This is a genomic window from uncultured Campylobacter sp. (genome assembly GCF_937997405.1).
Classification (GTDB): Bacteria; Campylobacterota; Campylobacteria; order Campylobacterales; family Campylobacteraceae; genus Campylobacter_B.
This window is the reverse complement of the sequence record NZ_CALKTL010000145.1, coordinates 1-12,022: the sequence shown is the minus strand read 5'-3', so window position 1 is coordinate 12,022 and position 12,022 is coordinate 1. Positions and strand designations below refer to the sequence as shown.

The window sequence follows — 12,022 nt, the reverse complement described above, 5'->3', positions numbered from 1 at the left end:
TTTGTTTTGGCGTCTAAAATTTTATTATCCAAAAGCACGTATGAATCCATCGCCGCTACTGGCATATTGGCTGCGGATACCATATTTAATTTTTTGCGCCAAAGCTCCGCCCCCTGCTCGCTTAACGCAACTAGCGAGACTCGGTATTCGTCGTCCGCGCTTGCAAGAAGCAGATACCCTTGCGGAGATTTTATTATGTTATCTACGGTTCTAAAGCCGTTTTTAGAGTAAGGAAGTTCCCAGATCGTGCCTTTTTCTTCAAGGCTTTTTTCGGTTAAAATTTTATTTTGCATCTGCGCAGATTGCGCGGATTTTTCGGCGGAGCTTAACGAAGCGCGATCAAGTCCGCCTATAAACGCTCCGTTTTTCGTAAAATAGGAAAAGAATAGATATTCGCCGCGAGACTCGACGCTTACGCCCTTTAGGCTCTGCGGAAAGAGATATCTTTTTATCGGGGCGGGGTCTAGTTTATTGCTAAAATCGATCAGATCTACGCTTGGAAATTCCCCTTTTTCGGATATTTTTTTGCCCAAGTAGGCTAAATTTAGATCCTCTATAACTTTAAAATTATTTAAGTGCGCGCCACTGTAATACGCGCTTGATTGAACCGTATTATTTTCGCCCAAATCATATAGCCCAAATTCGCTCCAATTTGATGAAAATACCCGCTTGCCGTCTTTGGATAGCGTCATTTTATCTATTTCTAAATGCGGATGAGCGATATAGCGGACCTGCTTTAAGATATTAGAGTTTTGCGCGGCATTTGCGCGGTACCTATCCATATCCGATATGTCTAAAACATAAAATCCCACCCAGCTTGCCAGCAAAAGCTCATTCTCAGAGAGCAGTTTCAGATCGCCGAGCTCCTTTATTTCGGATAATCTATGTGGCGCGCAGGCGTAATCATACTCCCGCTTATCGGCTTTGGAAGGGGCGATAAAATAAGCAAGCTGCGTAAATTTATCATCTTTTACGTCATAGGCGGTAAGGGTACTGAAAAAATCCTTCGCAAAGAGAGTGTGTCCGTCGCTGGAAAGCTCTATTTTATTTACAAATCGCGCTTCAAGCCGAGCTAAAATTTTAATATCTCTTCGGTCGCTAAGATCCAGCTTATAAATTCCGAAATTTGGATCGGCTACGAATAGACTTTTGCCGTCTTTGCTCTGTGCGATATCTATGTAAGCGGGATCAAACTCATGCTGCGGAAAAGAAAATATGCCCGCAAGTCTTAGAGCGCGCGGCTCGGTAACGTCAATCAAGACGATGCCGCCTTTATCGTCGCCCAAGCCAAAGAGCGTATTTTGATCCTCAGAAAGGCGTAGCTCGTAAATTTCAAACGGAAGCTTAAGCGCGTTTTTTGTAAGCTCCCTCTCCTCTAAATTTACCTCTTGTAGTGCGCCGCCATGTTTTTTCGCGGCGGCAAGATCGCTTTTAAGGATTAAAATTTCATCCTCTTTCAGCGATTTTGCAGTCTCTTTGGCGGCCGAAAAATTTTGAGTCGCCGCGCAAATTCCGCAGATAAAAGCCGAAGCGGCTAAAATTTTAACTATAATATTTCGCTTTGTTTTCATTTCGCCGCCTCTTAAAATCATCCTTCAAGCCAGCCGCCGGCTTTAGCGGAAGCTGTCGCTTCTACTAGGTATCAGCAGGTCTTGCAGCTCCTGTTGCACCGAGATTTTCGCGCGCGGATCTAGGATCTGCGAGTAGATGATGAAGTTTGCGAGCACCTTTTTGCCGTAGTCCCTGCTTTCGGCATACGGCACGAGCTCCATGCTAAGCCACGGCTCAAATTTGCCCTTATTAAACATATCACCGCGCTGAAGCATCTTTTTGACGAGCCCGAGCCCGCCGTTGTAAGCGTATGCGATGAAAACCGGGCTGTAAATTTTACGCTCCAGCCAGTCGATGTGGATGTTGGCGAAGCGGTAAGCGACCTCCGGACGGAACATATCGTCTTGATCGAAGCCATCGATTTTGAGTTGCTTTTTGCCGATCTCGTTAGCCAAAAACGGCATAAACTGCATCATCCCAAGCGCATACGAGGTAGAAACCGATGCGGGCACGAAGCGGCTTTCTTGGCGCGCAAGCGCTAAAATTAGCGCCTTGCGGCGGTTGTCGCCGTCGCCGATATATTCCATAAACGGCGTCGGATAGAAGTTGTCTTTGCCGCCGCTTGCTTTATTCATAATGTATGAGTACTCGCCGATACTTTGCTTAGTGTCGAATTTTTTGGCAAATTCCAAAAGCTGCTCGCGAGACATCCGATCAGCGCTATTTTTCGTGCGAACCCAAGCGAAAGGATCGGTGATATCGTAGCCTTCGATGGAATTTTTAGCAGGATTTGGGATGATTATGTTTAAATTCCTATCCCCTAAGACCTCCTTGGCGTACAGCGCGTAGAGGCTGTAATAATCGCTGCTAGCAAGCTGGCGCAAGACATTTTGATCTCCGTTTAGCAGGTAGATCCAAAATTTCGCATTGTGCACATCGTGAAGCTTCTCAAAGCTAGCAGCCGCGCGGCTAAAAAATGCAAGCGCAGCCCCTTCATCGCTCTGCATGACGGCATTTACGCCCAGCATAAACGCTACGTCCTTCTCCACGGCTAGTGGATCGACGCCCGTGAGTGAGCGGCGCAAGTGCGGGTATTTACGGTTGATTAGCGCGTCGTTGAGAACCGCTTTGAAGCCTTTTTGCGAAGCCAGTTCGCTTACGAAGGCTGCGTCGGCGTCGATATCGATCAGAGCGTCCTTGCCCGCACCTTTTAAGTAGTCGTAATATAAAAAGTAGTTTTGCGCGTTGCGACTTTGCATAAAATACTCGCTCGGATTTTCGTCGTTAAATCCGCGCAGTAAATTTACGGCGTTTCTACTTGCTGCGTCTTGGTACTTTTCAAGCTGCGAAGCGAGCGTCTCGCGCACCGACGGGCTTAACTTGGCGATAAAATTTGGATAGGAGCGCGCCTTTTTGCAGGTTAAATTTGCATCTAAAATATTAGCGGAGGTAACGCCTGCACATCGATCCGGACGCTTAGGAGGGCGAATGGCGCCAAAAATTCTATCTAGCTTCTCTTTTAGTTTGCCTTTGTAGCGAAAGATACTTTGTTTTAAAATTTTAATCTCCGCTTTGTTGTATTTCGTCTCATCTATTAGGCGATAGATGTAATAGTCCTTGGCTAGGGATTTGGGCTCGTTTTTGATCTCCTCGTAGCTTAAAATTTTACCGCTACTTGCGGCGCACAGCAGTCCCAAAACAAGGCTAAATTTCAAAAATATTTTCAAATGACCGTCCTATTGATGATATAGATTATCGCGCTGTCAAAGAAATTAAGCACGAGTAGGATAAGAAGCGGCGAAAGATCAAACCCACCGAAAGTCGTAGGCAGATAGCGGCGCACAAGCGCGAACGCGGGCTCCGTAAGCGCAGAGATCGCGCGGACGATTTTATAAAATTTACCGAACGGATTTGGGCGGATGAAGCTCAAAACGCATGCGACGAAAATTAGCATCATATAAGCTTGAATCACGTAGTGAATACTCACTAAAATGCCGTAAAATACGCTATTTAGTAGCATCGAGTATCTCCTTCAAATCGGCGCGGATCAGCGGATACAGCTCGCTAAGCTCCGGTCCGTGAGGTGCGCCGGTTAGTAAAAATCTAAGCGGCATAAACAGGCTCTTGCCCTTTAAGCTTGTAGCCTGCGAGAGCGCCGCTTTGAAATCATTAAATTCCATTGGAGCGCCGTTTGAGCTTAATAAATTTAAGATCGCCTCTCGCAGCGCCTGCGCCTGCGCCGTCCACTCCTGCGGGATATCTTTCGCGCTGTAGATCGCTGCGATCTTTTCTTTAATCTGCGGGATTAGGCTCGCTTCTTGAGTGTAAAATTTTATTAAAGGCGCAAATTTCGGCTCAAGCTCAAAAAGCTCCGCCAGGCGCTGCTCGCTCGCTCTTTTGATATGCTCGCGGTTTATAAAGGCGAGTTTGTCCTCGTCAAATTTCGCCGGGCTTTTTGAAATTTTAGCGATATCGAAAAACTCCACCGCCTCATCCATACTAAAGACCTCGCGCGGCGTTTTGTTGCCCAGCAGGATTAGATAATTCGCGATCGCCTCGGGCAGGTAGCCGCTTTGAAGCAGCCATTTTACCGAAGAGCTATCCTCGCGCTTGCTCATCTTTTTGCCTTCGGAGTTTAATATGATTGGCAGGTGCGCGTATTTGATCTCGCCGTCGTAGCCGAGGCTTTGGCGGATCCAGTTTTGCTTTGGCGTGTTTGAGACGTGATCCTCGCCGCGGATTACGAAGCTCACACCCTGCATCATATCGTCGCAGGCGCAGGCGAAGTTATAAGTTGGCGTCTTGTCCGCGCGCATAATGACGAAGCTGTCGATATTCTGCGGCTCAAATGTGATACGCCCTTTGATCGCGTCGGTAAATTCTAGCGCGTGATCAGGTTTTTTAAGGCGGATAGTAAAGGGCTTGTCGCAGTTTAGTACCTCTTCGTCGCTTAAATGCTCGCAGCGTCCGTCGTAACGATACGCCTCGCCGGCGTCCTTGGCGGCTTGCTTTTTCGCTTCCAGCTCCTCCTCGCTGCAAAAACAGCAAAACGCCTTTTTCTCGGAGAGTAGCTTAGCAGCGAACTGCTGATGAAATTTTAAATTTTTGCTTTGATAATACAGGCTCTGCCATGAGATGCCGAAGCGCTTTAAAATTTCGATTATCTCTTGATCTTTGCCTTTGATATTGCGCACAGTGTCGGTATCCTCGATGCGTAAAATAAAGCCGCTTTTATCTTGCAGCGAGCAGATGTAGTTAAAAATAGCCGCGCGTAAATTTCCGATATGCATATCGCCGGTGGGCGACGGAGCGAAGCGATACAATTTAGGTCCTTTGGGTTTAAATTTAAGCTGGGATTATACTTTTTACTTCCTAATAAAAAGCAAAAACAAAGCAAAAATAGGCTAATATCGGCACATTTTATTTAAGGAGACAATATGAGTTTCATTCAGGAATTCAAAGAATTTGCAATGAAAGGCAACGTCATCGATATGGCGGTGGGCGTCGTCATCGGCGGGGCCTTCGGCAAGATCGTAACCTCGCTCGTAAGCGACATCATGATGCCGGTTTTAGGACTTCTTATGGGAGGTATGAATTTTACCGATCTTAAGATCGTGCTAAAAGAAGCGGTAGGGCAGACCCCGGCCGTTACGATAAACTACGGCTCGTTTATCCAGGTAACGGTCGATTTCATCATCATCGCGTTTTGTATATTCTGCGCGATCAAGGCGATTAATAAGCTTAAAAAGCCCGCCGAGCCCGCGCCTGAGCCTGCCGCACCTGCCGAGCCTAGCGAAGAGGTCAAACTTCTTAGCGAGATAAGAGACCTGCTTAAAAAATAGGTCGCGGCGATGCTTGAGAGAATCCCTTATTTTAAAGCTCTAAGCGCAGCGCAAATCGATCGTTTGGAGCAGATTAGCATCCATAAAAGCTACAAAAAGGGCGAAATTTTATTTTTCGAGGGCGAACGCTCGCAGTATCTATTAATCCTGCTAAAAGGAATTTTAAAAATCTATAAAACCTCCGCAAAGGGGCGCGAGATCCATATGCGCGAGATCCGCCCCATCTCGCTCGTGGCGGAGATGGTAAATTTCGAAGAGACGAGCTATCCTGCAAGTGGCGTGTTTTCGACAAACGGCGAGGTGCTAAAGATCGATTATGAAAAATTTAAAAACGAGTTTATGAGCGATCCTAAAATTTGCCTGGAGCTTTTAAAATCGATGTCTGAAAAGATCCGCGCGCTAAATGCGGTCTTTGATAATCAAGTCGTGCTTAGCTGCGACGGCAAAATCGCTAAGTTTATCAACGAAAATTTTGATATTTTTATGAGCACAAAATACACTAGAATAGCCAAAATTCTAAATGTTACCCCCGAAACATTTTCGCGCACCATCACTAAATTTAAAAAGAGTGGTGCGCTAATTTTGGACGATAAGCAAGAAATCACGGGCTTTGATAAAGATAAGCTGGACGAGTATATCCAAGGCTAGAGTTTGAAAAGCGCCTATATTTTCCCGATTGTCGGTACGGTTTTATTTCTGTTTTTCAATCTTTACGTTTATAAGTCGATCGGCGCGCGCTTTACGCCATATAAAAATTTCGTGATCTTTCGCCCTGCCTTGAGCTTGCTTTGCGTAGCTTTGGCGATTTTAGATGCGATATTTTTTGTGGGTTTTGGGCTTAATGGAAGCTTTAAAAATGAGCTGCTTTATAAAGCTTGCGTATTTTGCATGGCAGCGTCCTTTTCGCTCTTTTTTATCTGCCTTGCTTACGATGTGCTAAGCGCCGCTGCGCATGTGGTTAAATTTAGCCAAAACAGGCGAAAATTTTTAAAAACCTTTATCGACATAACCTTCGTAATAATGGCGTTTAGCTATATTTTTAAAGGGCTTTATAATGCACTAAAAATTCCAAAAATCACCGAGCGCGAAATAAAAATCAAAAACTTAGCTCGCGAGCTAAGCTTCGTCGTCATCTCGGACGTGCATCTGGGCGAGTTTTTGAAAAAGGAATTTTTGCAAGGCGTCGTAGCGCAGATAAACTCGCTAAATTATGATGCGCTGCTGATCGTGGGCGATATGTTTGATCTGCGCTCGGATGAGCTCGGGGATATTTTGCAGCCTCTTGAGGCGATCAAAAAGTCTATCTTTTTCGTCACGGGCAACCACGAATATTACCGCGGCGACGCAAGCGGGCTTATCGCAGCGATGCAAAAAGCGGGCGTGCGGGTGCTGCAAAACGAAAGCGTGGAATTTGAAGGGCTAAATTTAATGGGCGTGTACGATCTTAGCGGCTTTCGCTTCGGATACATGCAGCCAGATCTCGGCGCTGCGCTAGCGCAAGCAGACCCCGATAAACCAAAAATTTTACTCGCACATCAGCCAAAATACGTCGTGGATTTCGTGCGCGACGAGGTCGATCTGTGTATCTGCGGACACACGCACGCGGGGCAAATTTTTCCGTGGACGCTTTTGGTGCTGCTTAGCCAGAAGTATCTTTACGGGCTGTATAACGACGGGCTGAAGCAAATTTACGTAAGCAGCGGCGTAGGGTTTTGGGGCCCGCCGATAAGGGTCTTTGCGGATGCCGAGATCGCGCTGCTTAAGCTTAGAAAGGCATAGATGAGAAGTTTTATTTCGAGGATTTTCGGGGTTATCGCCGCGGTGAAATTCCCTAAATTTATACAAAATTTTATCAACCGTAAATATGTGGAATTTTTTAAAATCGATATGAGCGAATTTGATCCACCGCAAAGCTACGCGAGCCTAAACGCGCTTTTTACCCGCCGCTTGCTGCGTCCGCGCGAGATAGCGACAGACGAGACGGCTTTTATAAGCCCTAGCGACGGCGTGATCTTTGAGAGCGGATGCTGCGCCGATATGCGGGCTTTTAGCGTGAAGGGCTGCGAATACAGCCTTAGCGAGCTGCTGGGGCGCACTTTTACTGCGAGTGAAAGCGGCGCGGTTAAAAATTTAGATGACGGGGCGGTTGCTACTAACGGGAGCGGCGAGGTTGGAATCGGATGCGCAAAAGATGCCGGCGCAGGGATGAAATTTCGCGCCGCGCAAGCGAAAATCATAAGCGACGAAAGCGGCGCAACTTATTCCGCAAGCGGCGTGCAAGCTGAAATTTATAGCGATGAGAGCGGTGCGAGCCGCGAAACGAGTGCAGAGGACGCCCAAGACGGCGAAAATACAAAGGGCGTAAATTTAAGCTACGCAAACATCTATCTAAGCCCGCGCGATTATCATCATTATCACGCGCCGTGCGATCTGAGCGTGACGGAGGCGCTTTACATACCTGCTGATCTTTACAGCGTGGCGAAGAAATTTTTACTTAAAATTCCAAACCTCTACGCTAAAAATGAGCGAGTGATTTTAAAGTGCAAGATGCGAAATGGCGGGATTTTGTGGATGGTTTTCGTGGGTGCTTTAAACGTCGGCAAGATGAGATTTGATTTCGATGCGCGAATACAGACGAATGCATGCGCAAGTAGAGCTGAGGCGCTTTACGAGTATGAAAATTTAGACTTTAAAAAGGGCGATCATTTGGGAAATTTCGAGCTTGGCTCAACGATCGTGCTCGTAGCGCAAAGCGAGTTTTTAAAATTTGAAATCCTGGCTGATACGTCCGTAAAATTCGGACAAAAAATCGCAGAATTTAATGAAATTTCATAAAATTCCATTTAAAATGCAGGATTTTTTCTTTAACTAAAATTAATTTTATTTAAATTTGGCTATAATCATCTCACTTTAAATCAAAGGATTTAACATGAAAAATTTAAAAGCTTTTACGATGATAGAGCTTGTTTTCGTCATCGTCGTTTTAGGTATTTTGGCGGGCATTGCGGTGCCTAGATTAGCCGCTACGCGCGATGATGCTACGATCGCTAAGATGCGTGGGGATATCGCCGCCATTAGAAGCGGACTTTCGCTAGTTAGAAGCGAGAATATGATGAGGGGCGTGACTACGTGGCCTGGTCTAGAAGCTAATCCGGATGTAGCCGGTACGCTTTTTGAAGGTGTTTTGCAGCAGCCCATCTATCCAATGAAAGCTGGTGGCAGAAACGGCTGGAGCTTAGTTACAAATGGTAATGCTAATGCTACATCCACATATACAGCTACCGTTGCCGGTCAATCAACTACTTTTAACTACTATCCGACTGCGGCTTCTAGACCTGCAGGCTCAACGGTTAATGTAGGTTCATTCGACTGCAATCATCAAGAGCCTCTTTGTCAATCCTTAGCTCAATAGCTAAATGCTCTATTATGAAGTTGCGGTTTTGGGCGCCAGCCTAAAGCCGCTTACTTATAGTTTAAATTTTAAAATCCCAGCTTATCAAATCGTATCCGTTCCCATAAAATCAAGTATCAAATCCGCCGTAATTCTGCGCGAGGTTGCAAAGCCGAGCTTCAAAACTAAGAAAATTTTAGAGATTTCGCAGCTTAAATTTACGCAGTTTCAAATTATACTAGCAAATTTTATAGCGCATTATTATGTTTGCGAAAAGGGCGTTGCATTCGGGATCTTTGAGCCTTCAAGTGAGACGACGCAGAATTTGCGGAATTCGCAGGAGGATCCTACGACCGAGCGGAATTGCGCTTGCGAGCAAATTCCCGTTAGTGAGTTGGTCTCCGCTTGCAAACAAGCTTCTACCCGCGAACAAAATTTTATTTTCGAGCAGGATTCCATCACCACACAAAATTCTACGCTCGATGGGAATTTTAATGCCACACACAATTCCGCCTCAATTCAAAATTCTGAATTGAGGAGGAATTCTACTACCGCAGAAAATTCTGTTACCGTCATAAATTCCGTCATCGCGCCAAATTCCATGCAAAAGCAAAATTTAAAGCAGGCGCAAAATATTATCTCACAAAATTTGGCATCAAATTCTACCGCCGCACAGAATTCTATCCAAGAGAGGGACTTTGTCGATGAGCAAAATTCCGTTTCAATTCAAAATTCTACATTGGCTCAAAATTCCGCTATGACAATAAATTTTGTTGCCGTTCCCGATCCTGCGCACAAACAAAATTTCGCTATCGCGCAAAATTCGACCCAAGAGCGAGATTTTGCCAAGGGGGAGAATTCCGTTTCGATTCAAAATTTTACTTCAGCGCAAAATTCCGTCCTAATTCAAAATTCCGCCGCTACCGCGCAAAGCCCTATTTCGCAGCCGCTAACTCCGCTTCAAATAGGTAAAATTCTAAGCCTCACCCCCGCGCAGGAGCAAGCGCGTAAATTTGCCGAAGCTAATGAGACGTCGCTGATCTTCGGTGATACGGGCAGTGGCAAGAGCGAAATTTATATCGCGCTGATCGCGCAGGCGCTCGCTGCGGGCAAACAGGCGCTGTTTTTAATGCCCGAGATTTCACTCACGCCGCAGATGACGAAGCGGCTACAAAGATATTTTGGCGAGCGGCTCGGCGTCTGGCACTCCAAAATTTCGCCAAAAAAAAAGTGCGAAATTTTAGAAAAATTTAACGCAGGCGAGATCAGGCTCATCGCGGGCGCCCGCTCGGCGCTATTTTTGCCCTTTAGCGATCTGGGCCTCATCGTCGTGGACGAGGAGCACGACGACAGCTACAAATCCGCCGCCGCGCCGCGCCTAAATGCCCGCGACGCCGCGATTTTCGTCGGCAAAAAGCTCGGCATCCGCGTAGTTTTGGGCTCTGCGACGCCTGCACTTAGCACCTACGCGAAGCAGCCGCACTTCCGCCTGCGCGGCACCTATTTTAGTAGCGCCAAGCGTTTCATTTTCGATGAGAGCGAGACGGGGTTGAGTCCCAAAATTTTAACCGAGATCGGGCGCAGCCTCGAAGCCGGCAAGCAGGCGGTCGTGTTTTTGCCGACGCGCGCGAACTACAAATATATGGTTTGCGAAAACTGCGGGCAGATCGTGCGCTGTCCGTTTTGCGCCGTCGGGATGAGCTACCACGCGGACGCTGCGGCGCTGAAGTGCCATTACTGCGGCTTTAGCACGTTTTACAAGGCGTCTTGTGAAAACTGCGGCGGCGAGGTGATGCAGGCGCGTAAGATCGGTACCGGAGAGCTTGCGGCACAGCTTGCGGCGCGTTTCCCAAACGCCCGTATCGCTAAATTTGATCGCGACGAGATCACGACGCAGCGCAAGCTAGAGGCGCTGCTCAATAACTTCAACGCCCATAAAATCGACATTTTGGTGGGCACGCAGATGCTTAGTAAGGGGCACGATTACCACGGCGTGGATCTTGCGGTGATAATGGGGATCGACGAGCATCTGAGCTATCCCGATTTTAGGGCGCGCGAAAAGACGCTAGCGCTTGCGATGCAAGTGGCTGGCCGCGCGGGCCGCTCGGGGCAGGGCAGGGTCGTCATACAGACGCGCCAGAGCGGCTTTTTTAGGGATTATATCGAAAACTACGACGATTTTTTGCGCGACGAGGCGGAGTTTCGAGAAGGGCTCTATCCGCCGTATATGCGGCTTTTGCGCGTGCTGATCTCGCATAAAAACGAAAAAGCGGCGAGCGAGATAATGAACGCCGCGCTTGAGCTTTTGCGCCGCAAACAGGCGGGAAGTAGCGCGTTTGTTTTGCATGACGGGCTGGACGCGAGGAGAGCAAATTTAAGCGCTTTAAATTTAGAAAATTCTGCGCAACAGGGCGGCAAGCAAATATCAAATTTTAAATTTCAAAGCTCGGATCTGCGCGCGGACGACGCAAATTTAAACCGCCAAAACGCTTCAAATTTGAAAAATGCCGCGCAAATTTTAGCTTGCGACGCAGGCGCGGACAGCGCAAATTTAAAGCCTGAAAGAAAGAGCAGCGCGCAAAATTTTATAAATTTATCGGCCGAAAATACTGCCGAAAATTCCGCGCAGTATTTGAAAGAGAAGGCGAGCGAGGGCTTTGAGATCATCGGCTACGGCAAGGCGGGTATCGCCTATATCGCGTCGAAATTTCGCTTTGAAATTCTGCTGCGCGCTGGCTCACACGTGCCGCTTATTAATGCTGCGCGCGCGCTTGAGCATCTGCCCGTCGAGATCGATATGGATCCCGTAAACTTCGGCTAAACGCGATTTATAAAATTTTATCGACATAAGCTTTGCCCGCAAAATTTTGCGCAACGGGGCGATGAATTTATGCTAGAAAATAGATTTTGGCGGCAGTATACCTTGCCATCTTATAATTTAAAAAGGCAACGATTTGAAAAAACTACTTAGAAATTTTATGATTTTTGCGGCTTTTATCTTTATACTATACGCCTCCTATTTTCTATATTTTTATTCCAAAAGAGCCGAATATGCGACTATTTTATTGCAAAAAGCGCTTAGGTATGAAGAGAAATTTTTTACTGAGAAAACACAAAATTTAGACCCGCCAGAGCAAACCAAGCTACGGCATGAGTTTGAAAAAGAGAAATTAAAACTAGAAAAATATTGGTAACATAGTTTCGGACGGTTCCATTTGATAGATAAAGCTGATCTGCG

General features: G+C 46.7%; 9 protein-coding genes and 2 pseudogenes. 7 read left to right on the top strand and 4 right to left on the bottom strand.

Annotation, left to right across the window (positions count from 1 at the left end; genetic code table 11):
* From Q0372_RS07900 to gltX, 4 genes are all read right to left on the bottom strand, one after another.
* A partial coding sequence (locus Q0372_RS07900) for a hypothetical protein (RefSeq protein ID WP_298104657.1) occupies positions 1-1,571 on the bottom strand: 1,571 nt, incomplete at its 3' end.
* A 42-nt stretch (positions 1,572-1,613) separates the two neighbouring features.
* Positions 1,614-3,278, bottom strand: coding sequence for a lytic transglycosylase domain-containing protein (locus tag Q0372_RS07895; RefSeq protein WP_298104654.1), 1,665 nt, complete (start codon positions 3,276-3,278; stop codon positions 1,614-1,616).
* Positions 3,275-3,571: a YggT family protein gene (locus tag Q0372_RS07890; protein WP_297883309.1), complete on the bottom strand. Its 297-nt coding sequence runs from the start codon at positions 3,569-3,571 to the stop codon at positions 3,275-3,277. Before Q0372_RS07890 ends, Q0372_RS07895 begins: the two co-directional genes overlap by 4 nt.
* Positions 3,558-4,874: a glutamate--tRNA ligase gene (gltX, locus tag Q0372_RS07885; protein ID WP_298104651.1), complete on the bottom strand. Its 1,317-nt coding sequence runs from the start codon at positions 4,872-4,874 to the stop codon at positions 3,558-3,560. Before gltX ends, Q0372_RS07890 begins: the two co-directional genes overlap by 14 nt.
* 114 nt (positions 4,875-4,988) lie before the next feature.
* Here gltX and mscL point away from each other — a divergent pair, with 114 nt between their 5' ends.
* From mscL to priA, 7 genes and pseudogenes are all read left to right on the top strand, one after another.
* The gene (gene mscL / locus Q0372_RS07880) at positions 4,989-5,393 is read left to right on the top strand and encodes a large-conductance mechanosensitive channel protein MscL (protein WP_298104648.1); all 405 of its coding nucleotides are present in this window, start codon (positions 4,989-4,991) and stop codon (positions 5,391-5,393) included.
* Positions 5,394-5,402: 9 nt separating this feature from the next.
* On the top strand, positions 5,403-6,041 hold the full coding sequence (locus Q0372_RS07875) for a Crp/Fnr family transcriptional regulator (RefSeq protein ID WP_297883312.1): 639 nt from the start codon (positions 5,403-5,405) through the stop codon (positions 6,039-6,041).
* A gap of 3 nt (positions 6,042-6,044) precedes the next feature.
* Positions 6,045-7,172 carry a metallophosphoesterase gene (locus tag Q0372_RS07870; protein ID WP_298104645.1) on the top strand — a complete coding sequence of 376 codons (1,128 nt, stop codon included), beginning with the start codon at positions 6,045-6,047 and terminating at the stop codon, positions 7,170-7,172.
* Positions 7,173-8,228 carry an archaetidylserine decarboxylase gene (asd, locus tag Q0372_RS07865; protein WP_298104641.1) on the top strand — a complete coding sequence of 352 codons (1,056 nt, stop codon included), beginning with the start codon at positions 7,173-7,175 and terminating at the stop codon, positions 8,226-8,228.
* A 94-nt stretch (positions 8,229-8,322) separates the two neighbouring features.
* On the top strand, positions 8,323-8,805 hold the full coding sequence (locus Q0372_RS07860) for a prepilin-type N-terminal cleavage/methylation domain-containing protein (protein ID WP_298104637.1): 483 nt from the start codon (positions 8,323-8,325) through the stop codon (positions 8,803-8,805).
* 4 nt (positions 8,806-8,809) lie between these two features.
* Positions 8,810-9,061, top strand: a pseudogene (locus Q0372_RS10410) (primosomal protein N'); the annotation flags it as partial.
* Between the two features lie 702 nt (positions 9,062-9,763).
* Positions 9,764-11,095, top strand: a pseudogene (gene priA / locus Q0372_RS10405) (primosomal protein N'); the annotation flags it as partial.
* Between the last annotated feature and the right edge of the window lie 927 nt (positions 11,096-12,022).

Bases quoted from the DNA above. Each gene is read 5' to 3' on its own strand.
- Q0372_RS07890 (WP_297883309.1), bottom strand. From the start codon at position 3,571: ATGCTACTAAATAGCGTATTTTACGGCATTTTAGTGAGTATTCACTAC.
- mscL (WP_298104648.1), top strand. From the start codon at position 4,989: ATGAGTTTCATTCAGGAATTCAAAGAATTTGCAATGAAAGGCAACGTC.
- Q0372_RS07875 (WP_297883312.1), top strand. From the start codon at position 5,403: ATGCTTGAGAGAATCCCTTATTTTAAAGCTCTAAGCGCAGCGCAAATC.
- asd (WP_298104641.1), top strand. From the start codon at position 7,173: ATGAGAAGTTTTATTTCGAGGATTTTCGGGGTTATCGCCGCGGTGAAA.
- Q0372_RS07860 (WP_298104637.1), top strand. From the start codon at position 8,323: ATGAAAAATTTAAAAGCTTTTACGATGATAGAGCTTGTTTTCGTCATC.